General features: G+C 59.3%; 17 protein-coding genes. 2 read left to right on the top strand and 15 right to left on the bottom strand.

Going from position 1 to position 21,730, the window contains the following annotated elements; translation table 11 throughout:
- Positions 1-79: 79 nt before the first annotated feature.
- From CCHOA_RS09345 to CCHOA_RS09385, 9 genes are all read right to left on the bottom strand, one after another.
- Positions 80-1,492, bottom strand: coding sequence for a protoporphyrinogen oxidase (locus CCHOA_RS09345; RefSeq protein WP_123929873.1), 1,413 nt, complete (start codon positions 1,490-1,492; stop codon positions 80-82).
- 48 nt (positions 1,493-1,540) lie between these two features.
- Positions 1,541-2,617: a uroporphyrinogen decarboxylase gene (hemE, locus tag CCHOA_RS09350; protein ID WP_123929876.1), complete on the bottom strand. Its 1,077-nt coding sequence runs from the start codon at positions 2,615-2,617 to the stop codon at positions 1,541-1,543.
- A gap of 250 nt (positions 2,618-2,867) precedes the next feature.
- Positions 2,868-5,459 (bottom strand): heavy metal translocating P-type ATPase, encoded by a 2,592-nt coding sequence (locus CCHOA_RS09355; protein WP_123929879.1) that lies wholly within the window; start codon positions 5,457-5,459, stop codon positions 2,868-2,870.
- 417 nt (positions 5,460-5,876) lie between these two features.
- The gene (locus CCHOA_RS09360; RefSeq protein WP_123929881.1) at positions 5,877-6,434 is read right to left on the bottom strand and encodes a hypothetical protein; all 558 of its coding nucleotides are present in this window, start codon (positions 6,432-6,434) and stop codon (positions 5,877-5,879) included.
- Positions 6,435-6,624: 190 nt separating this feature from the next.
- Complete coding sequence (gene hemB / locus CCHOA_RS09365; RefSeq protein WP_123929884.1) at positions 6,625-7,632, bottom strand: porphobilinogen synthase; 1,008 nt, start codon at positions 7,630-7,632, stop codon at positions 6,625-6,627.
- A gap of 434 nt (positions 7,633-8,066) precedes the next feature.
- Positions 8,067-9,764, bottom strand: coding sequence for a bifunctional uroporphyrinogen-III C-methyltransferase/uroporphyrinogen-III synthase (locus CCHOA_RS09370; protein ID WP_123929886.1), 1,698 nt, complete (start codon positions 9,762-9,764; stop codon positions 8,067-8,069).
- Between the two features lie 360 nt (positions 9,765-10,124).
- Positions 10,125-11,012 (bottom strand): hydroxymethylbilane synthase, encoded by an 888-nt coding sequence (gene hemC / locus CCHOA_RS09375; RefSeq protein ID WP_123931136.1) that lies wholly within the window; start codon positions 11,010-11,012, stop codon positions 10,125-10,127.
- A gap of 260 nt (positions 11,013-11,272) precedes the next feature.
- Positions 11,273-12,766 (bottom strand): glutamyl-tRNA reductase, encoded by a 1,494-nt coding sequence (locus tag CCHOA_RS09380; protein ID WP_123929889.1) that lies wholly within the window; start codon positions 12,764-12,766, stop codon positions 11,273-11,275.
- 211 nt (positions 12,767-12,977) lie between these two features.
- Positions 12,978-13,229 (bottom strand): glutaredoxin family protein, encoded by a 252-nt coding sequence (locus tag CCHOA_RS09385; RefSeq protein WP_123929892.1) that lies wholly within the window; start codon positions 13,227-13,229, stop codon positions 12,978-12,980.
- 432 nt (positions 13,230-13,661) lie between these two features.
- On the opposite strand from CCHOA_RS09385, the gene CCHOA_RS09390 reads away from it, so the two are divergent.
- Positions 13,662-14,729, top strand: a complete 1,068-nt coding sequence (locus tag CCHOA_RS09390; RefSeq protein ID WP_123929895.1) for an HAD-IB family hydrolase — start codon at positions 13,662-13,664, stop codon at positions 14,727-14,729.
- A 279-nt stretch (positions 14,730-15,008) separates the two neighbouring features.
- On the opposite strand, the gene CCHOA_RS09395 is transcribed toward CCHOA_RS09390, so the two are convergent.
- The 5 genes from CCHOA_RS09395 to CCHOA_RS09415 form a co-directional block, all read right to left on the bottom strand.
- Positions 15,009-15,110 carry a 30S ribosomal protein bS22 gene (locus CCHOA_RS09395; protein ID WP_003855542.1) on the bottom strand — a complete coding sequence of 34 codons (102 nt, stop codon included), beginning with the start codon at positions 15,108-15,110 and terminating at the stop codon, positions 15,009-15,011.
- Positions 15,111-15,473: 363 nt separating this feature from the next.
- Complete coding sequence (locus CCHOA_RS09400; RefSeq protein WP_123929898.1) at positions 15,474-15,665, bottom strand: helix-turn-helix domain-containing protein; 192 nt, start codon at positions 15,663-15,665, stop codon at positions 15,474-15,476.
- Between the two features lie 259 nt (positions 15,666-15,924).
- Positions 15,925-16,737: a pyrroline-5-carboxylate reductase gene (gene proC / locus CCHOA_RS09405; protein ID WP_123929901.1), complete on the bottom strand. Its 813-nt coding sequence runs from the start codon at positions 16,735-16,737 to the stop codon at positions 15,925-15,927.
- Positions 16,738-17,201: 464 nt separating this feature from the next.
- Positions 17,202-18,947, bottom strand: coding sequence for a hypothetical protein (locus tag CCHOA_RS09410; protein ID WP_123929904.1), 1,746 nt, complete (start codon positions 18,945-18,947; stop codon positions 17,202-17,204).
- Positions 18,948-18,976: 29 nt separating this feature from the next.
- Positions 18,977-19,918, bottom strand: coding sequence for a Ppx/GppA family phosphatase (locus CCHOA_RS09415; RefSeq protein WP_123929906.1), 942 nt, complete (start codon positions 19,916-19,918; stop codon positions 18,977-18,979).
- A gap of 57 nt (positions 19,919-19,975) precedes the next feature.
- On the opposite strand from CCHOA_RS09415, the gene CCHOA_RS09420 reads away from it, so the two are divergent.
- Positions 19,976-20,929 carry a DUF3109 family protein gene (locus tag CCHOA_RS09420; RefSeq protein WP_123929908.1) on the top strand — a complete coding sequence of 318 codons (954 nt, stop codon included), beginning with the start codon at positions 19,976-19,978 and terminating at the stop codon, positions 20,927-20,929.
- A gap of 82 nt (positions 20,930-21,011) precedes the next feature.
- Here CCHOA_RS09420 and CCHOA_RS09425 read toward each other — a convergent pair whose 3' ends face one another.
- Complete coding sequence (locus CCHOA_RS09425) at positions 21,012-21,710, bottom strand: response regulator transcription factor (RefSeq protein WP_123929911.1); 699 nt, start codon at positions 21,708-21,710, stop codon at positions 21,012-21,014.
- Between the last annotated feature and the right edge of the window lie 20 nt (positions 21,711-21,730).

Genomic DNA, 21,730 nt, shown 5'->3' on the forward strand with positions numbered 1-21,730 from the left:
GTGCTGGCATCAGCACACTCTTGCCTCCACTGGCGATACACACTCTTGCCTCCACCGGTAACACGCACCCTGGTGGCGACTACTGCTGATCGATCAACCGGTCGGCTGCCGCCCGGGCATCCGCGATCACCGCCGGTACCCCTACCCCGTGCACCCATGCACCGGTGACCGCCACACCAGGCAGCTCCGCCAGCTCGGCGAGGGCTGCCGCCACAATCTCACCGTGGCCTGGACCATATTGGGGAATACCCCCAAACCAGCGTTGCACAAAAATCTCTTCCACCCCGTCGGCAACCCCATCAAACCCGGTCATGGTCTGCAAATCGGCAAGCGCCCAATCCACCAGCGTATCCTCATCGACCTGCAGCGCTGTTGTATCCCCCAGCCGGCCGAAGGAGGCACGCACCAGCACCCCGTCCCGCTGCCCTAGATGCGGCCATTTCATCGACGAGAAGGTAAACGCTTTGGCGTGCAGCGGCTCGTCGGTGGCCACCAAAATCCCGGAATTATTGGGCAGGCCTGCACCGGTAGCAAACCGCATCGCCACCACCACCGAGGAAGCCAGTTGAATCTGGCGAATATGTTCCACTGCCGCCGGGGCAACCTGTTTCAGCAGCGACGCAGTCATTGGTGCCGGGGTCGCCACCAGCAGCCGGTCATAGCGTCCATCGGTGGGGGCGCCCTGCAGCACATACTGCTCGCCGTCGACGCGAATCCCGGTGATAAACGTATCAAGATAAATATCGCCCCGGATCGCATCCGCCAACGCCTCATACACCATCGTATAGCCGCCGGTAAACGAACCAAACACTGGCCGGGTTTGCGGGGTGGTGTGGGTTTGTTGGGTGCTGCTTGCCCGCCGCATCTCGTCGACAAGTTTGCAGCCAGCCGTCAACGTCACCGGTTTGCCCTGCTCAACCAGGGTGTCAAAAGCTTTCGCTAACTGGGGCACAGTTGCCCGCAGCCCCAAATCGTCAGCATGTGCCGAATACACCCCACCAAGGAATGCGCACACCACATGCTCGACAACCTGCTCACCAAACCGGTCACGCACCAGCTGGCCAACCGAGCAATCCTGGCCAATCTGCCAGTCGATTGGGTCACGCTGCGCTTCGCTGTCAATCTGCGCTGCAGTGTGCTCATCCACCAGCCCGCCAAGTGCGGCCGACGCCGACGGAATCCCCATCATGGTTTGCTGCGGCATCGGATGCAGCTTCCCACCGGAATAAATCAACGAACCTGCCGTTGACGGCGACACCATTGCATCAGCTAGCCCTAGGTCGGTGAAATATTCCACCGCATCTTCCCGGAACGCTAAATATGCTTCCGCCCCCACATCCACCGGACCGGTTTGAAACGGCACCGTCAACAGTTTCCCGCCGATACGCTCATCGGCTTCAAACACGTCAATAGTCGCCGCCGGATCCCGGTCGGTGATCTCTTTGGCGGCTACCAGCCCGGCAAGCCCTGCCCCAATCACTGCATATTTCATTTCATTCTCCATCCCGTTCGCTGCTTGACTTCCCACCGCGTGCGGCATCTACTGCTGGTGAATCATCGCCACCGCATCAGTGATCGCCTGCGGATCAGTTGAGGGCAACACCCCATGACCAAGATTAAAAATATGTCCAGTTGCGTGACCTGCCGCAATCGCGGTGCGTGCCTGTTGGGTAATGAGATTAATCTCTGCCTGTAACGGTTCGGCGCCAGCAAATAACAGTGCCGGATCCAAATTTCCCTGCAACACTTTCGGACCTGCCGCCGCCGCAATCCGGCTTGCCGCCACATCCAACGGGGTGCGCCAATCCACCCCCATCACTTCGCTGCCGGCAGTGGCCATAGCAGGCAAAAGTTCACCGGTCGCCACCCCGAAATGAATCCGTGGAATCATTCCAGCCACCGAATCAAGAATCTGTTTCGAATACGGCAACACATGGGCGCGATAGTCCCGCTCTGTTAAGAAACCAGCCCACGAATCAAACAGTTGCATCGCATCAATACCGGCGCTCACCTGGGTGTGCAAGAACCGAATCACCGTGGTGGTGATCCGCTCCATAAGGGCATGCCACACGCTCGGATCGGAGTGCATCAACGCTTTGGTGCGTTCATGATTCTTCGACGGTCCGCCCTCGACCAGATAGCTCGCCAACGTAAACGGCGCACCCACAAACCCGATCAACGCCTGCGTATCGCTAAGCTCCTCCAAAATCAGGGCAATACCTTGCGCCACCTCGTCAATTTCATGGTCGAGCACCGGCAGCGCGGCAACATCGGCAGCAGTTGTCACCGGATTGGCGATCACCGGACCGCGGCCGGGCACAATATCCACCGCAATCCCGGCGGCTTTCAACGGCACCACAATGTCAGAGAACAAAATTGCGGCATCCACATCGTGGCGGCGAACCGGCTGCATAGTGATCTCGGCAAGCAGCGCCGGATCAAAACACGAATCCAGCATCGCAATGCCCTCCCGCACCCGTCGATATTCCGGCAGCGACCGGCCAGCTTGCCGCATAAACCACACTGGGGTGCGGCTTGGGGTGCGGCCAGCAGCAGCCTCAAGGAACGGGGCGGCAGATAAATTTCGGCGACGGGACTGATCAAGCATACTCACCATAGTGCCTTGGATAGGCACGAAAATGAAACCGGCAATCCCCACTATTCACCCGCCACCATCCCCACATTTCGACGCGACCAGCGTCAACCTTTTGATTGATGCGGCATGAAGGCGGCAGCACACCCGGTCGCTAGCAGCCACCTCACTGCCCGATACGGTCACGAAAACAGTCACGCCAACACCGGGCAGCCACCCCACCAATGCAAGCTTTTATCCAATCCGGCTAGAAGCCCCGCAAAATCCAATTCGGCTAAAAACCCCGCACCCGGTTGGAATGCACCTCAATAATTAGCGAGGAGGCGATCATTGCGACCGTAGCTGCCATCGGATGCAAAATACCGGCGACACTCGCGGTAATCGCAACCCCGTTATAAATCCAAGAAATACCAATGTTGCGATCAACCACCGTCGACACCCGACGAGCCAGCGTCATCAACTCTTGCACCGCGGTGGGATCCGGTCGCAGCAGCACCACATCTGCTTCAGCCACATCAACCACCGTGGTGGAGTTCATCAACACCCCCACATCGGCAACCCGCAAACAATCCAACACCGACTCGTCACCGACAAACGCTAAGGTTTCCCCACCAGCATGCAAACTACGCACCGTCGATGCTTTCTTATCTGGGGCGATACCAGCCAACACCCGATCAATTCCGAGATTGTCGGCGAAGCGGCGCGCCACCGGATAGGTGTCCCGTGACAGCATCACCGTGTCATAGCCGGCCGCAACCAGCCCACTAATGGTGTCTTGGGCATCATCTTTCAACCGGTCAAACAAGGTGATCACCCCCCGCACCTTGCCCTGCCAATTCACCACAATAGGGGTGCCGCCGGCAACCGCCGCAGCAGCAATCCGCCCGTCCAAATCGGACAAATCCCGGGGACGCCACAGCTGTGCCTCTACTGTTTTCAGCGGCTGGCTGCCATCGGGTTGCGGAATCGGAATAGTCACTTTGCCAACATAGTTGCCGTGTTCATCAAAATGGACGTCAGCAACATCAATCCAATGCGGAGTGGTGTCACTACCGGTGGATCGATCGCGCGCCTCCCGGGCGGCTTTCACCAACGCCTTCGATGCAGGATGCTGCGATTCGACCGCTAAAGCACCTGCCACAGCGAGCACAAGTTCAGGGTTTTCCCCCGGGGCTGCCGTGATTGTTTCCACGGCCATCTCCCCGGCGGCAAGGGTACCAACCCGGTTGAAAATAATGGTTTCCACCTCGTTGAGTTGCCGCATGGTTTCCCCATCCCGGATGAAAAATCCATGCTTGACCCCTGATTCGATACCCAACCTGGTGGCGATCGACGTCGATAAGGCAAGTGCCACCGGACCTACACAGCACAACACTGCCAAGGCGGTGGCAAACGCCGAGTTGAGATTGCCGCCGATAAGCCACCACAGCACAAAATCAATCACCGACACACTGATCGCCCCAGGAACCAGCAGGGAGGCGGAACGGGTCGCCAACTGGGCGCTGCGGTTGCCGTAATTATTTGATTCCACCAGCCAGCGGCGAATTGCGGCCAGACGGGTTTGGGAGCCGGTGGCGGACACCCGAATTTTCAACGGTCCACCTTCGACCACCGATCCGGCAAACACTTGCGAGTTCACCTTCACCGGCCCTGATTCCATCCCTGCCATCACCGGACCTGGATGCACCGTTGCTGCGCCACCGATGACCCGCCCATCGGAAGGGATAGTCTCCCCGGTGCCGACAATAATGTCATCACCCACCCGGATCTCTTGGATTGGCCGCATCATCGGCTGGGCGACTTGCGCATTCGTTTCCCGCCGCACCACATTGACTGTGGTATGTGGATCAAACGCCGGCCAATGCTCTTCGTCAAGCAGTGACGCCGCAGAAATCCGGGTCACTAACCGACCAAACAGCAGCAGCACCGTACAGCCGCAGGCAACATCAAGAAACAACTCCCCGGAGGCAAACACGGAGTGTTTCACCGCAAACCATTCCGGGGAGGATTTCCACCCCATCTCCCCGGCAGGGGTGGCGGTCAGCAAAATAATCGACCACAGATACGAGATGATAATCGCCGCCGACGACGCCGCATCCAGCGCAGACATGCCGCGCCGTAAACCAGCAGCAGCCGCCCGGTGAAATGGCCAGGCGCCCCACAACACCACCGGGGTTGCAAGCCCCAGCGACACCCACTGCCAATAGTCGAATTGAAATTGTCGATTATAGGCCATGAGCAGCACCGGAATGGTCAACGCCAGCGACACAATCAACCGGGTTGGGGTGATGAGCGCCCGGGCGGTAAACAACACATCGGTGGGTTCTTGTTCTTTCGGCAGCACCCGCACATCGGGGCGCAAAATACCTTGCTGCCGATCGGCGTGATGCTTTTGCAGCGCGGCCTGCTGCTTCCTGGAAAGGGAACGCATATTCCAGCCGGGGGCGCGTTTATTCGACAACATGTGCCGGCGGGCAGAAGACTCTAACTGTTGCGCCCGACGGCGCAGCGATGAACCAGTCAACCAGGCCCGCACCCCGATGGCATCTAACGCATCAATCAGCGAATTCGGATCAACTGTGTCAGGGGCGGAAATCCACGCAGTTCTCGTGGGATACACCACACTGGCCTGCACCCCATCAATGCTGGTGAGGGCTTGTTCAATCGCCGGGATTTGGCTGGCGCCGTCGATGGTTTCAATCTCTAAAGCAAACGAAGTCCATTCGCGGGGAATGATTTTGCCTTCATCATCAACATCAACAACCCGGGAGGAACCGAGTCCTGCTTGTGCAGCAGCAGCTTTCGCATCGGCGATTGCCTGTTCCACAGCGCTCGCCGCCTGTGTTTGCTCCCCTAGTTCAGCCATGATCGATATCCTTCAACCCGTTTCTCGCCCCTGCCTATACCGCACCCGGCACGGCACTGTAGGTGGTGGGGAATGTTCCTGTTGGAACTTTACTGCAGCGCCGGCTGTCACTTCGAACCGAAGATCCTGCCTGCTGCAGGCCAGTCATAAGTGTTCGAATGATCGGCGGGGGTTTTTCAGCCCCTGGCAGCAACATCCCTGATTGTAGAACCAGCCTGAAACAAAACCAGCTGATCAGGAAAACATAGACAGCGTAAACACCGTCTTACCCTTGCGGCCCTGCCGCGGATCCACCGGGTTGCGGCGACGCACCGGCCGCGGTTCGACGAGGTTGCAGCCCCCTGCTGCGGCTGCGTTGTTCATCTTCGGCAGTAGCGAGTGCTGCTGGACCACAACGTGCCCGAACCCCGGCAGCGGCTACCGCTGATGTGGTGACGTGCCGTGGCTGGCGTCGGTGGTGCCATCTTCCCCATCGATATACGCGGTGACTTCTTTGCGATACAGCAAAATCGCACCGGTGACAGCCAATACACCGACCAGGATCTCGAGGGCGCCTTGCACCACTGTGTATTGCAGCGGCACCAGACTTACCGCAGCAGCTGGGGAGGCAAATTGCAGCATGCCACGGAACGCGAAGAAGCCGGCAAAATATCCGAGCAGCAGTCGATAATTTCGGCTTTTCTTCCCCGGAATACGGATGCGTTGCAGCGCAAATGCCGCAAATCCGAGGATTGCCAAGCTCACCAACGTCGCGACAATAACTGCGAAACGAGCAGCCCACAGTTGGGCGTTTTCACTGAGTTCACCGGCTTGGTTCGACTCTTGCACCAATGTTGCCAACACCGCCGGATGGGTGAGCTGCACTGTGAGGGTAAACAGTTGGCTGAGCACTTCCACAAGCAACACCACCAGCCACACTTGTCGGCCGAGCCGCAACGGCTCGGGTAAGGATGATGGGGGAAGGTGGTGAGACATACAAATCCTTACAACGTCACACTGGTTTCGACACGAACAACGCGAGTCTGTGAACAATACCTAGCAACACCTGTGACCGGAAAGCAGCAAGCCGGCAGCCGCATAGGTTCCGGCTCGCCGGTGCCCAATGGTTTGCTAGTAGGCAGCTCTCAAGGCGGTTACCGGCATCTATCCGGGCACAGGTTGATGGTTATCCTTGCAGGCTGCGGGCAGCAGCAAGAGCAAAATAGGTGAGGATCAAATCAGCACCAGCTCGTTTGATGCCCAGCAAGGATTCCATCATCACTGCCTGCTGATCAATCCACCCGTTGGCACCGGCGGCATGAATCATCGAATACTCGCCGGAAACCTGATAGGCAGCTACCGGCACCGGGGAGATCGCTTTCGCTTGGGCGACAATGTCTAAAGCCGGACCGGCCGGTTTCACCATGACAAAATCGGCGCCTTCGGCAATATCTTGCTCAATTTCTTGCAATGATTCCCGGGCGTTCGCCGGATCCTGTTGATAGGTGCGCCGGTCACCTTCCAAACTCGAGCCGACTGCTTCCCGGAACGGCCCGTAGAATGCGGAGGCGTATTTCGCCGAATATGCCATAATCGCCACATCGTGATGCCCAGCCTCGTCGAGGGCACGCCGAATCGCTGCGATTTGCCCATCCATCATCCCTGACGGGGAAACAATATGGGCACCAGCATCGGCTTGGGCGACCGCCATCTGCTCATATAGCGGCAGCGTGGCGTCGTTATCGACGACAGTTTGCCCAAACCGGTCAGTGTTCAACACGCCACAGTGACCGTGGTCGGTGAACTCGTCCAAACAGGTGTCGGCCATGATCTGAATCTGGTTGCCGTAGGTTTCCCGCAGGGCGGTGATCGCCCGGTTTAAGATGCCTTCTGGATCCCAGGCGATCGACCCGTCGGCGGTTTTATCGTCGTCACGGGGCACCCCGAACAGATCAACACAGGCAATCCCTGCTTCGATCGATTCGCCCACAATATCCACCAGGCTGCTGATGGTGTGCTGATATTGGCCAGGCATTGCCCCGATTTCGCGTGGTGCAGTAATGCCGTCGGCGACAAACAGTGGATAGATAAAGTCTGTCGGGTGCAGATGGGTTTCGGCTACCAGTGACCGCATAGATGGACTGGTGCGCAGCCGGCGGGGACGAAACATGGGATATGGTGCAGAAAAAGCCATGGTGGGGGTCACCAATCTTTCGCAAAACGACGAGTGGACGAGTTGTCACTGGAAACGAGTTATCACTAGGTGAGGCAGGTTCGCATTAGACAAGCACTGCGAACCGCATCCGTATTCACAATACCGGCGTTTGCTCACTAGCCTGTGGCGTTGCCGGGCAACCGGGTGCCGTGCGCGCGCGGGTTGCACACTGCTACCTTCGCAGCAGTACTGCGGTGGAATGTTCGCGATGAGCACCCGGTAGCAGGACAGCACCCGGTACCGCCGAAGACCGATGGCGGCCGGGCACCGACTGGCAACCAGCTTGTGATGTGCCGACCAGTTGGTGGACTGCCGGCTTTTTACCCACCCTGGTGTTCCCGTTTTCACCCCAGCGTGTTTCCCGCTGCGAAACTTGTGTTCCTGGTTGTCGCAGGCAGGAAAAAGAAACGGGTTTAGCTGGCGGTTTTGCGGCGGGCACGCCGTTTTTTCTTCGGTGGTGGCAGCTGTCCGGCGGCGCGCAGTGCGGCGACATGATCGGCGAGTGCGTCAACCAAACCGATCACCGAGGCATGTTCGGGGATCACATCAACACGAAGTCCTAATTCTTCGGCGGCGGCCGCCGTCGACGGGCCGATACAGGCGTTGATGGTGCGCTGATGGGGTTTGCCGGCGATACCGATGAGGTTTTTCACCGTCGACGGCGAGGTGAAACACACCGCATCAAATCCGCCAGATTTGATCATTTCCCGGATCTCTGCGGAAGGTGGGGCGGCGCGCACTGTCCGATAGGCGGTGACATCGTCACAATCCCATCCGAGTTCGATCAGTCCATCGATGAGCGTGTCGCCGGCAATATCAGCCCGTGGCAACAGCACCCGGGAAACAGGGTCAAGCTCTTCGTCATATTCAGGAAATACGGCAACCAGGCCGGTGGCGTTTTGCTGTTTCGGATTCGGGGTGAGCTCCGGGGAGATACCTTTATCCCGGATTGCAGCAGCAGTCTTGTGGCCGACGGCTGCGATTTTCACACCGGCAAGGTCACGGGCATCCAAACCGAATTCGGCCATTTTGTCCCACAGGGCGTTTACTGCGTTGACGCTGGTTAACACAATCCACCGGTAGCGGCCTTCGACCACACCTTTGACGGCTCGTTCCATTTGGGCCGGATTGCGGGGTGGTTCCACACTGATAGTGGGTACTTCCTGTGGGATAGCACCGTGGGTGAGCAGTTTCGTCGACATCGGTCCTGCTTGTTCTTTGGCACGCGGGACAAGTACCCGCCACCCGTAGAGCGCCCGGTTTTCCCACCAGGAATATTTACTGCGGCTATCGACCGACACTCCAACGACGACGAGGAGGGTGCCGGGAAGTTCGGCGTCGAGTTTCCCCAGTGTCGCCAAGGTGACGTCAAAGGTGCGCTGCAGGCGGGTTGCCCCGTGCACGGTGACCGACGCCGGGGTGGTGGTTGATAGTCCACAGCTGGTGAGTTGTTTGGCGATGTGTGGCAGCTGTTCGGCGGTGGCTTGCAGCATCATCGGCTGCGGTCCGCTGGCTAACTGTTCCCAGTCAACTTCCCCATGGGTGAGGTCTGTTTCGGTGAAGGTTGATCCAAGCGCAATACCGGCGAAGGCGGGTACGGTGGCCGGCACCGGCATGCCAGGGACGATCTGAAAATCGATCCCAGCTTCGGCGACGGCGTTGATTTCTGCGAGGACCCGATCGTTGGTCAGCGGGTTTCCGGTGACGAGCCGTACAACATCTTCGCCGCTTTCCACCATGGGGCGAACAGCGGTGACGATCCACGCCGGGTCGGCGACCACGGTGCACTCTTCCACATAGGTGATGTGGGCGGCTGTCGGCAGGGGTGGGCGGGCGGGTTTTTTCCGGCTGCCGCCGTCGGCTGCCTGTTCACAGGCTTGTTGATATTCGCTTTCGACTTGATCGATGAGTGCTTGAGGTACTGCGAGTTCTTCGGCAAGCAGGTCGGTGATGGCGTCGTGGACGGTGTCATCGACGAAGGCGGTCGCCGTGTTGGCCAGTACTTCCCGGGCGCGTACTGTCAGCAAATCCGGGTTGCCGGGGCCGGCGCCGACAATAATGAGGGTCCCGGGGGCTGGCGGCGCAGCAGAGACCAATCGGTCGGAAGTCATATATCAGATCGATCCTTGGGAATTATTGGTATATATCGCTATGTGGCGTCATGCCGGAACGGTGTGCGGCACCACACCCGCACGGGGCTGTGTGCTGCGTGCACATTCGACTCGCCTTTTCCTTGTCACACATCCGCCGGGAGGTGGCGCGAGCTGGGGCAATGATGCTGTTGCTCAGGGTGTGCGCAGGAGGCTGGCCGGAAAAAACGCACCCGGTGACCGGGTGCGCTACGGGCATATGCTATTAGTCACGATAAACGACACTGGCAGCGAATGAAAATCGAACCCGTTCCACTTGGGGGCAACCGCCGTGCCGAACAGCGCTATTGCTGGCGGCGCAGGAACTGTTGCAGATCCCTGCTAGAGCAGGGCTTTCGCACCCAGGCCAAGCAGGTCGGCGGCGAGAATGCGGCCCGCGTCGGCGGGACGGTCAATGGGTGCGCTGGCTTCCCCGGTGAGCTGTTGTGACCCGTCGAGGGCGAACACGCCGCCGCGAAGATGCACATGGGTGCCGTCGTCGGACAGGGTTGCTGTCGCGGCGACCGGGGAGGTGCAGCCGGCGGCGAGTGCCGACAGCAGGGATCGTTCACTGATGGCAGTAATCGTGGCGGTGGGATCAACCATGCTGTTGAGCACAGTAACGAGTGCATCGTCGTCGCTGCGGCATTCCATGGCGAGGGCGCCTTGTGCCGGCGCCGGCAGCAGGGTGGTTTCGTCAAAGATTTCGGTGATAACTTCAGCGAAGCCGGCACGTTGAAGTCCGGCGACCGCCAAAATGACCGCATCCATGTTGCCGCTGGTGACTTGCCCGATCCGGGTATCCACATTGCCACGTAACGGCACAATGGTGAGATCATCGCGCAATGCCCGCAGCTGGGCGATACGGCGCGGCGCAGAGGTGCCCACCACAGCACCTGCTGGTAATTCGGCAAACGTTAATCCGTCGCGGGCGACAAGCGCCTCCCGGCGGTCGACACGCTGCGGAACGACAAGATGGAACCGGGGATCTAACGCGGTGGGCAGATCCTTCATCGAATGCACGGCAATGTCGGCCCGGTCGTCGGCCATGGCCTCCCGCAACGCTTGGGTAAACACCCCTACCCCGATGCGTTCCACCGGCGCTTGGGACACATCCCCGGGGGTGGTGATAATGGTTGCCTCCGCGTCGAGTCCGTGATCCTGCAGACGGCGAACCATATGTCCGGTTTGGGTGAGGGCAAGTCGGGATCCACGAGTACCAACCCGGATCCGGCGCTGCGTCGGGTGATGTTCGTCAACTGTCTGCACGGGAAGACCTTCCTGTTGTTGTCAGCGTGCGCGGTAAACGCAATTCGAAATAGATGGGGCGAATATGTGCCATGAAGCAATGGGGCAATTGCACCGGTGGGGAGATGTAGCCAGACACGAATTTTGTGGAGCTGCACCGCGCCGTCGCCCACTGGCTCGCAGTGTCTTGCAGCAGCTTCACCTGGCAACCCACATCCTGCAATCTGGCCACTGTTACTGACCTATTTGGCGATACGGTGCGCGGTCATCGTGTGCCGATGCTGGTTGCCAATATCACCCGGATTCACACTGGTGGTGAGCTGTACTGCTTCCGCGGCGGCTACGGCTTCGGCCACACTGATCTGCTCGCCGCGCGCTATCCGTCCACCGACAAGGACCTGTTCTGGAGGGATTTTCACCACCGCAGAACCAGAGCGCGTCCGATGGTCGTTTTCTTCCAGCCCGAAGAGTTCTTGCAAAGCCGACCGATAGGACACTGTCCCGGAGTGGGCGGCAAGTTCTTTTACCCGCACGGTCGGCTGGTGCAGCAGCTTGTCCACAACTCGGCGAACAGTGCGTTCCACCTCCACATGTTGGGCTTCGCTCAAATCAGGGGATTTTTTATCAAGCCGGGCAAGCTCTTCGGCGACTACTGCCGCGGCGTGTCGGCGCAGCGCCGACACCGCCGGCACCACGTCGCGAACCCGCTGTGCGGAAGCATAGAGCCCCAGTTCTTCCCCGACGATCGCTAACGCTTTGCGTTCTGCTGCCCGCGACGAGTCAGAGCGAACCGCCCGAAGATAGGCAATGTTGACAACCCGCACCCCGGGGAGTTGTTCAATGGTTTCATCAATATCGCGGGGCATGGACAGATCCACAGCCACCAAGGGGGTGCTGGTGCTGCGCTGGTTGCGCAGGGCTTGTTGGGTCACGGTAAACATTCCCGCCCCGCAGGCTGAAACCAACACATCAATATCGTTGTAGGCTTCTTCCCTACTGTCCCACGGCAGCACAATCGTGGGCAGGCCGGCTTCCCGCGACCGTTGAGCAAGCACATCAGCGCGCTGTTTCGTGCGGTTGCTGACAATTAAGGATTTCGCCCCAAGGCGGCCAACATGGGTTGCAGCAAGGGTAGCCATCGCCCCGGCCCCTAAGATCATCACTGTTTTCCCGGCGAGCGGGTGAGCCGCAGCAGTGTCCACATCCAGCAGGCGGAGGGCTTCGGCGAAGGCAACAGAAACCATCGACGGACCGGATTCGTCAATACCGGTTTCGCTGTGCACCCGTTTCCCGGCGTGCAGCGCCGACTGGGCGAGCAGATGCAAACTTTGCCCGGCAGTGCCGAGCTCGTGGGCCTGTGCATAGGCGCTGCGCACCTGGCCGATGATTTGTTGTTCCCCCGGTACGAGAGAATCCATGCCGGCAGTCACAGCAAATAAATGTTCCGCTGCAGCTTCCGCATAGCGCACGTAGAGATGCTGGCGCAGCAGGTTTGCCGCAATACCGGTGACCGAAACCAACACTTCCACCACATCGGTGACCCCGGCATGGAATGCGTTCGTTACGGCATAGACTTCCATCCGGTTACAGGTGGAGATCACCATCGCTTCACTCACCGACGGCTGCGCAGCGATAAGACGAGCCACTTCGCCGCGTTGTGTTTCGCTAAATACGGCCTGTTCAAGCAAGGTGACTGGCGCGGAATGGTGCGACATGCCAACGATGAGAACACTCATGGGGTGCGCACCTTTCTGTTCACAACGACGGGATGGTCTCCGGGGTTTCGCGGTTGGTTCCACAAGTATCGACAAAACCTAAGGCAACATCCCCGCTTGGGCGGCGACCGCCGGGGATGATGCATCGTCCAAGATACCGCAGTATCCATCGAAAGTTGTAGCTTTGTCTCAAACTCGTCGACAACCTAGGGTATCGACTTCTCCCCCCGTTTCACAACAAAGCCTTGGCTAACTCCTCCGGGTCGCATTCCCAGGTGCCAATCACTTCATCATCGACGAGCACCACCGGTACGAGATCCCCGAATTCTGCCGCGAGCGCCGCATCATCGGCCACATCGATCACCTGGAGTTCACAGCCGGCGGCAGCCACAAGAGGACGGATTTCTTGCTCTACTCGTTGACAAGAGCCGCAGCCTTGCCGAATAAGCAGTTCCACCACATGGGGGCGTTGCAGCAAAGACATGAGGGTGTACTCCTTGCAAGATTCGGTTGCGTGGCCGGTTTCGTCTGCTGCCATCGCAGCACCACTGGGGCTTCGGTTTTTCAACCACCAGCCGCAGGCTAACGTGCGGGACCTGCTGTGGCGACAGTTGCCTAGTCTAGGCATGCCTATTGGCGATGCATAGCGTTTTGCGGCAGAAAATGGAAAACAACGCACCCCAGCGCCTTGCATTGGACGAACCGGCACAGCACGGCACGGCACGGCACAGCACAGCACAGCATAGGGGGAACACTACTGGTGGTAATACTCCAAGCAGGTGACCGGGCGGGTGTTGCCCGCCGGTTCCCTCACCGGGTATAGAGTAAATCGGGACACCGGTTACCCGCCGTTCCGCAGTGTGGTGTGTGTCTGTTTCCCGCCCGCGTCCAGCCGTCTGACGAAGTTGTTGCTTTTATGGTTTCTCCCGCACAGTTTTCCCCGTTTGACCCGTCCGGCGAGCCGTTTTCGTTAAGCCCTGAGGAACTTCTCGCCCACTGGACGGTCAATCGTGGTGGTTTACGGCGCTTCCTTGAGGATGTCGCAATGCCGCCAATTGACGACTCGACTCAGCAGCAGGCCGGTGAGGCGGCTGCCGCCGCCGCAGTCGCGGACGCCTTTGATCTTGAACTGAAAGATTATGCGGCCGGCATCGATACGGTGCGTGGCGCCTATGAGGCTGCCGGGAAAGCCCACGTCTCCGCGCCGGATCCCGATATTGTGCCCGAAGATGGGGCAGCAGCATTCTTCGACGTTGACAACACCCTTATTCAGGGCGCCTCCATCATCGTGTTCGCAATGGGGTTGGCGAAGAAAAAATATTTCACCTTCCGACAAATCGCACCGGTGGCGTTGAAACAGTTGAAATTCCGGATCACCGGCAACGAAAACGCCGACGATGTGGCGGAAGGCCGCCAACAGGCGCTGGAGTTTATTCAAGGGCGCCGCGTCGAGGAGCTTGTCGAACTCTGTGAAGCCATTGTCGACGAGCATATGAATGAAAAAATTTGGCCAGACACCCGGCATGCGGCGGAACAGCATTTGGCGCAAGGCCACCAGGTGTGGCTGGTGTCGGCAACACCGGTGCAATTGGCACAGATTTTAGCGCGTCGCCTAGGGTTCACCGGTGCGCTGGGAACGGTCGCCGAAGTGAAAGATGGCCGCTTCACTGGCCGTCTGGTTGGCGATATTTTGCATGGACCGGGCAAAGCCCATGCGGTGGCGGCGCTCGCCACGGTGGAAGGCCTCGATCTTTCCCGCTGCACCGCCTATTCTGATTCGGTCAATGATGTACCAATGCTGTCCATGGTCGGGACAGCGGTGGCGATTAATCCGGATAATCGACTGCGGAAAGTGGCCGCCCAGCGCGGCTGGGAGATCCGGGATTATCGATCCTTACGCAAAGCCATCCACAACTATGGCCTCCCCGCGTTGGCTACAGCAGTGTTCACCCTTGGCGGATGGCGCTGGTGGCGTCGCCGCTAATTCCAGCCACTGGTGTTCCGCACCATCGCTGATTGGGCAGCTGGATGCCCTGCACCGCTTGGGGCAAACAGCTGTCAAGCGGAAACCAACAGGAAGCTTCCGCTGCGGGCAGTTTAAGACTCTCTCGGGTAGGCGCTGCGGCGAACGCTTTGGCTGCAACGAAGCATCTGCGGTGAGCAGATTCGGGAAATCGTCAAAACCCTGTATTGATTCCTGCCGGAGGGCAGGCAATACAGGGTTGTTGAACAGTAACGATCGTCGCAAAAACGAAGCGGCGGATTATTTGCCGAGTTTACGACGCTGCACCCGGGTGCGACGCAGCATCTTGCGGTGCTTCTTCTTCGACATGCGCTTGCGGCGCTTCTTAATCACTGAACCCATGGGGTTTCCTCGCTTCGTTAATACTGTAGTTTTACTGTTTTCTCGCTCAGCTGCCTGCAACCAGCGTCTGAGAAGTAGCGTAGAGCTATCCTCGCATTGGCGTTAACTGTCGAGCACTCCAGCACCATGCGGCTTCACTACTTCGGCCAGGTGTCTGGAAGACGGTGGTTAACTGTATTCCCTGCGCCACTTGGACGCGTGACGCAGCAGGTAAAGGGAGATCCTTACCTATTGCGCTGGGAGTGATTGCGGCAGGCAATGCAAGCCATCATACCGGGGTGGCGGTAACTGGCCAAACCTTGCCCCGGCCGGAGCAGGTTTGCGGGCAGCTGGCGCTATGCGCACCACCGTCGCTTGTGACGATTAGCCCACCTGAAAATAGGAGGAGCTCAAATAGTCGTTGACGGCCTTTTCGTGCACCCGGAATGAGCGACCAACCCGGACGGCCGGCAATTCACCGGAGTGCAGCAGCCGGTACACCGTCATTTTCGAGACGCGCATAATTTCGGCGACTTCGGCGACAGTAAGGAATGTTCCTTGATCTTCATGTGCCATTGTGTGTTTTAACCCTTCAGCACGTTCGCGCTGCAGGCTTCCCCTCCCGCAGATGAAACACGCGCGTGCGTCGTAGTGATCTTACCGTGAATTGTGTGACAGATGCGACCGTTGGGATCACATGAGTTACACCCTGTTCCAGGATGCCGGTCAAACTGCGACGATTGGGCGGGTTTTCCACCCCATCCAATACCCCTATTTGGGGCAGGTGCGGGTGAGGGGTGCACACTCCTGCGACGGATGTGACAGCGGGGAACGCTTACGCGCCGAGTTCTTTGGAGCGTTGCGCACACGCATCGACAGCGCGGTAGCAGGCTGCCCGAATGCCATGTTCTTCTAAGGCGCGAACCGCCGCCACTGTGGTGCCCCCTGGCGAGCTCACATCGGCACGCAGACTCGCTGGTTCTTCTTCCGATTCCCGTAGCATCGTGCCGGCGCCTTCTAGGGTGGTGACGACGAGTTCCCGGGCAAGTTCCCGGGTGAGTCCGTGGCTTACCCCGGCTTCGATGAGGGATTCAGCGAAGAGGAAAAAATAGGCTGGGGAGGATCCACTCAGGGCGGTGACGACATCCATCTCGGATTCTTCTACCACCGCAACCTGGCCGACGGTCTCTAGCATGGTGGTGATCGTGTCGAGTTGTTCCTCGGTGACGAACCGGCCTGGGGCGACCGCGGACATGCCTCGCTGCACCAGCATTGGGGTGTTGGGCATGACCCGCACAATTGCGGTGCCGGCACTGACCACATCTTCCAGTGTCGCTAACGGAATACCGGCTGCCATCGACACCACCACAGTGTCTTGATCATTGTCGTCGAGAGTTTCCGCGATCTCTGCGAGCACCTCTGCTGTCGCATAGGGTTTCACACACAAAAACACGACGTCAGCGTCGGTCACCGCCTGCTTGTTGTCGGTCAGTGCGGTCACCCCGTAGGTGTCGCTAAGCGTCTCGTTGCGGTCTTCCCGCCGATTCGTGACGCGAATCGTTGCCGGGTCTGTGTCACCGGCAATAAGTCCGGCGAGGAGTGCTTCGCCGATTTTTCCGCCACCAATAATCGCAACTGTGTTTGTCATGCGCCCCACCTTGCCAGACATCTGCGGCAATCGCACCCTAGATGGCATTGCACCGCCGGGTTTTGTTGCCTTTCTCACCGTGGCCGCCGCAGGTGCGAGATTGTCACCGAGGCGGCGAGTTCGCAAAAACGGAGTGTAGACACTCCACTAGTCGCACACGGGGCAGGGTGTTTTGGTGGTGTGTAAAGCTGTCCGCAGCGTGGGGTCTGCGACGACGTGTGTAAGGTGGTGGATTTTTTATCTCGTGCCGGCGGAAACCAAGCCTCATAAGGTAGCTTCCGCGCAGGTTGTGTGCACCGGCAGCAAGGAGTTAGCCCGACGATGGGCGGCGAAAGGTGTGTTCCGCTGTCGGTGAAGACACCACCACCCCGTGGGGCGATGCTGCATCATCTAGGTGTCGTCAACATCTAGCAACGGGTGCTACACGGGGTGGGCGGGTGAGGCTGCTGCGGTGGTGTGGCGAGTTAAAGTCCTACGACCGCAAGGGGACCGAAGGTAACTGCCAGACCGGCAAGTGCGGCCAACACCATGGAGACGGAGTCTTTCTCGGTGCGCAGTGCATGCACACTGCCCACTACACCACTGGTGACTGCCACTGCGAGCAGTCCGGTGATCCACGTTGGGAAGATCTGCCAGAGCAGCTCGAAACCCTTGAAAATCGCGACTGCAAGCACCAGGGCAATAACTACCATGAGCAGCACCGAGCCGATGGAGATCTTCCGCTCAGCGGCGTCGTCTTCTCCTTCGACGGCTGCCGGATCTGTAGCCGGGGCTACAGCGGTATCGGTAGCCTGCGCTACGGCGTTGTGCTGATCGGTTTTGGGGGTGATGGCACTCTTGAGCTGTTCTGGGGTGACTGCCGGGAACTCACCGGTGGTGAGCTTGGCTGGTGCTGCAGCATCTACGAGTTCCACTGGAGTACCGGCCGGGGTGGTTGTGGTGCGGTTAGATGCACTGCCCGCAGGGGTTGCGTCACCAGCTGGTGTGGTCGCCTTGCCGGCTGCGGTGGCAGGAGTTGTACCAGGTGATGCTACTGTTTGCGCAGCGGTGGATGCAGCTGCCGCCGGAGTGTTGGTATCCTTGCTCGCTGCAGGTTTGCTGCTGCCAGCTGCTGATGCTTGCTTCTCGGCGCTGGTAGACGGCGCAACCTTCGGTGCCGGAATAGTGCCGGAGATTGGGGCTGCTGGCTGCTTGTTTGCGGCGGCAGCATCCTTGGAATCGGCTGCGTTACCACTCTTTGGTGCCGACGTTGCAGGTTTTGCAGCAGGCGTTGCAGGTTTTGCCGCTGGTGTTGCAGCAGCAGATTGTGCTGCTGCCGCCGGCACTGCGCCAGGTGTGGTAGCGGTTTTCGCGCTGTCGTTGCTGCTGCCTGGTTTCGGCGCCAGTGTGGCCGATCCAGGTTGAGTTGTCTCGGATTTTGCCGAGGTTGCCGATCCGGCAGGTTTGCTTGCCGCAGCCGGCTTGGTCTTGTTGTCACCGGCAGCGGTTGACTGTTGTGCCGCCGGTGCCGCTGTGGATTTGTGGCCTACCGGCTGAGCGTCGGCCGCCTTGGACTCTGCTGGCTTAGGCGTAGCTGCCTTGCTGTCTGCCGGCGTATTTGCAGGGGTGCTCGTAGCCTTGGGCTCTGCTGGCTTAGCAGGGGTTGTCTTGGCAGGGTTTTTGGCCGATGCAACCTTGCCGGTGGTGGTCTCATCCGCCGCTGCTGCGGTGGTGCCTGCCGACTGGGGTGTTTTGGTGGCTGCTGCTGCGGCAGCAGGTTGGTTCGCCGGGGCTTCGTTTGCTGCGGGTTGTGCTGCCGCAGGTTTGCCGGCGGTAGCGTTTGCCGTGGCGGTTTTCCCGCTAGCAGCAGTGTTGGAGGCAGGTTGCGCCCCGTTTGGGGTCGGTGCGGCCTTCCCACGGTCGGCGGATTCGGTGTTCGCGGCCGCTGGCTGTTTCGTCCCCGCAGCGGCTGCCGCCTGCTGTTTTTGTGCCGCTAGTGTGCGGGCGGTGACTTTCGGTGTCTGCTTGTCGTCGTCAATTGGTTCCGCGGTATGTTTGGCATCCTCTGGTGCGGCGGTGACCGCCGGCATCGAGCCGGTGAGTTCCGCCACAGAGATACCGCCCTCTTCCAGCGACCGGCGGCGGCGCCGTCGCGGCGCAGCCGCTTCACCACCATCCTCACTCGCGGCACGGGCCAAGAGTTCCGCGACGGTGAGTTTCTTCTCGCTCATGTACGCGTTCCTTTCCTATGACCTAAAAGTTAACCACGGCGGGACGCCAATTGGTTATCGATACGCCGCAAAATCACACCTTCGCGCAACGCCCAGGGACAAATCTGGAGCTGTTCAATCTGCAATGCACGCATCGCGGCCTCTGCGACGAGGGCACCGGCGACAATCTGTTCCGACCGGTGGGCAGACACACCTTCAAGTTCTGCCCGGTCTGCAGTTGTCATTCTAGAGATAAAAGCAATGAGTTGCCGTATTCCGGGGGCGGTGACGGTGCGTGGCACACGGGCACCAGCCGATGAAGGGGCTGCACCTGTGAGCCTAGCAAGTGTGCGGAATGTCTTCGATGTGCCGACCGCTTTTTCCGCAGAACCGAAGCGACGAAACTCGTCAGCGATCGGGGCAAGCTCGGCATCAATATAGTCCCGCAGCAGCGCAATAGTTTTCTTCTCCGGTGGATCGGTATGGATCCAATCGTGGGTAAGCCGGTTTGCCCCCAAGTCCACACTGCGGGCAAGATCAGGGACTTCATCGGTGCCGGTCGATAATTCCAACGAGCCGCCACCAATATCAAGATTGGTGATTCTGCCCGCCGACCAGCCATACCAGCGGCGCACTGCAAGGAAGGTGAGTTCGGCTTCTTTCTGGCCACTTAACACCTGCAGCTGTACCCCGGTGGCGGCCGCAACTTCGGCAATCACCGAATCGCCGTTGCCGGCGGAACGAATCGCCGAGGTGGCAATCGCAAGCATTTCGTCGCAGCGCAGCTTTGTCGCTAAATCCATCGCTTCCGCAGCAGCGGCAAGCAGTTTTTTGCGGCCTTTTTTCGTAATGTTGCCGTCATCATCTAAATATTCGACCAGCCGCAGTGGGGTTTTCCAGTCACTCATCGGCGTCGGATGGCCACCATGGTGGGCATCGACGACGATGAGATGAACGGTATTACTGCCGACGTCTAATACACCTAATCGCACAGCTATAACCATAGCTGTACTACTTTTCCCGCCATAGCTGGTCTACATTTAGCTACTGTGACTGAGCAACGCCCGCGCCGCGTAGCCCTTGGCTATCCGGCATCCTCCCCTGCTGCAGCGTCCATTACCGCCGGGGCTGAACTCCCCCCGCCGGCTGCCCGCGCCTGGCTGGAGATCACTAACCCGGAAGATGATCACCACCTGTTCAAACTCGACCTCACTTGGCTGGAGTCCCACTACCGGTGTGCCTTCGGCACCAGTGCATGCCGAGGGATCGAGGCGCAAACCCCAGCAGTCGGCTGCTGTAACCATGGGGCGTATCTCACCGACGAAACCGATCGGGAACAGCTCCTTGATGCGGTGCGTCGCATGGATCGGAAACGATTTTTTCAGCTCGCCCCCGCGGCGACGGAACACTATCTCAGCAACGCCGAAACCAACCCGGAGGTTGTGGAACCGTGGCTGGTGTGGGATGAGTTAGCAAACGACGACGGGGAGCTGGAACCGGCGCTAAAAACCGCCATCGTCGACGGGGCATGTGTGTTTGCCAACCGTCCCGGTTGGCCAACCGGTCCCGGCTGTGCACTGCACCAATGGGCACTTGCGGCCGGGGAAGATCTCACCGTGGTGAAACCAGAAGTGTGCTGGCAGCTGCCCTTGCGGCGGCTGGAAGCCTGGGAGGACCGCGGCGACGGCGAAGAAATCCTGGTGACAACCATCACCGAATATGCCCGCTACGGATGGGGCAATGGTGGGGAAGATTTCGACTGGTATTGCACCACTGCGCCTGCCTGCCACAGCGGCGGGGTGCCGCTGTATATCACTGCGAAACAAGAACTCATTGCGCTAATCGGTGAGCCGGCCTATCAACTCTTGGCGGATCATTGTGCCGCCCGGATGAAAACTCGGCAGCAGCTTGAAGCACCCGTCGCCGACCAGCTACTCCTCACCCACCCGGCTACCAGCAGTGCCACCGCCACCGACCAACCCAACGGGGATACGACCGACTAAGTAATCACCACACCAGTAAGTAATCACCACACCAGCGGGCTTATCCCTGCACCCTCCCGGTGTGGCGACTGTCCCAGGCAGGCTAAGGTTCGAAACGATAACCCAATCCCCGAACGGTGACCAGATGCACCGGCGACGATGGTTCTTCCTCGATTTTGTTACGCAGCCGTTTCACATGCACGTCGAGGGTTTTCGTGTCCCCCACATAGTCGGCACCCCACACCCGGTCAATGAGTTGACTGCGGGTAAGCACTCGGCCGGCGTTGCGCAGAAGATACTCCAACAGGTCAAATTCTTTCAGCGGCAGATTCACCAGCTCACCGGCAACGGTAACCGTATGCCGGTCAATATCCATCCGCACCCGGCCGCCGGTCAGAATCGTGTTGTGCGGCTCATCTTCCCCATAGCTGTCCGCCATCTCCCCGCCGCGACGCAGTACCGCCCGGATACGGGCAATAAGTTCCCGGGAAGAATACGGCTTCGTCACATAGTCATCAGCCCCCAGCTCCAGGCCGACAACCTTATCGATCTCACTGTCGCGTGCGGTCACCATGATTACCGGCACACTGCTGATGGTGCGCAGGCGGCGACACACCTCAGTGCCGGACATGCCAGGCAGCATCAAATCGAGCAGCACAATATCGAAAGCCTGGGCGGAAAACAGCTGTAACGCTTGCTGCCCGTCACCCGCAATTGTGACGGTGAACCCCTCCTTGCGCAGCAAAAATGCGAGCGGTTCAGCGAGTGAGGCTTCGTCTTCAACCACGAGAATGTGGGTCATTTGCGCATACTCCTTGCAGC

This window comes from Corynebacterium choanae (assembly GCF_003813965.1).
GTDB lineage: Bacteria > Actinomycetota > Actinomycetes > Mycobacteriales > Mycobacteriaceae > Corynebacterium > Corynebacterium choanae.

What these genes read in the sequence shown, in the direction of transcription:
- CCHOA_RS09345 (WP_123929873.1), bottom strand. Translation starts at nt 1,492, where the DNA reads ATGAAATATGCAGTGATTGGGGCAGGGCTTGCCGGGCTGGTAGCCGCC.
- hemE (WP_123929876.1), bottom strand. Translation starts at nt 2,617, where the DNA reads ATGGTGAGTATGCTTGATCAGTCCCGTCGCCGAAATTTATCTGCCGCC.
- CCHOA_RS09355 (WP_123929879.1), bottom strand. Translation starts at nt 5,459, where the DNA reads ATGGCTGAACTAGGGGAGCAAACACAGGCGGCGAGCGCTGTGGAACAG.
- CCHOA_RS09360 (WP_123929881.1), bottom strand. Translation starts at nt 6,434, where the DNA reads ATGTCTCACCACCTTCCCCCATCATCCTTACCCGAGCCGTTGCGGCTC.
- hemB (WP_123929884.1), bottom strand. Translation starts at nt 7,632, where the DNA reads ATGGCTTTTTCTGCACCATATCCCATGTTTCGTCCCCGCCGGCTGCGC.
- CCHOA_RS09370 (WP_123929886.1), bottom strand. Translation starts at nt 9,764, where the DNA reads ATGACTTCCGACCGATTGGTCTCTGCTGCGCCGCCAGCCCCCGGGACC.
- CCHOA_RS09380 (WP_123929889.1), bottom strand. Translation starts at nt 12,766, where the DNA reads ATGAGTGTTCTCATCGTTGGCATGTCGCACCATTCCGCGCCAGTCACC.
- CCHOA_RS09385 (WP_123929892.1), bottom strand. Translation starts at nt 13,229, where the DNA reads ATGTCTTTGCTGCAACGCCCCCATGTGGTGGAACTGCTTATTCGGCAA.
- CCHOA_RS09390 (WP_123929895.1), top strand. Translation starts at nt 13,662, where the DNA reads ATGGTTTCTCCCGCACAGTTTTCCCCGTTTGACCCGTCCGGCGAGCCG.
- CCHOA_RS09395 (WP_003855542.1), bottom strand. Translation starts at nt 15,110, where the DNA reads ATGGGTTCAGTGATTAAGAAGCGCCGCAAGCGCATGTCGAAGAAGAAG.
- CCHOA_RS09400 (WP_123929898.1), bottom strand. Translation starts at nt 15,665, where the DNA reads ATGGCACATGAAGATCAAGGAACATTCCTTACTGTCGCCGAAGTCGCC.
- proC (WP_123929901.1), bottom strand. Translation starts at nt 16,737, where the DNA reads ATGACAAACACAGTTGCGATTATTGGTGGCGGAAAAATCGGCGAAGCA.
- CCHOA_RS09410 (WP_123929904.1), bottom strand. Translation starts at nt 18,947, where the DNA reads ATGAGCGAGAAGAAACTCACCGTCGCGGAACTCTTGGCCCGTGCCGCG.
- CCHOA_RS09425 (WP_123929911.1), bottom strand. Translation starts at nt 21,710, where the DNA reads ATGACCCACATTCTCGTGGTTGAAGACGAAGCCTCACTCGCTGAACCG.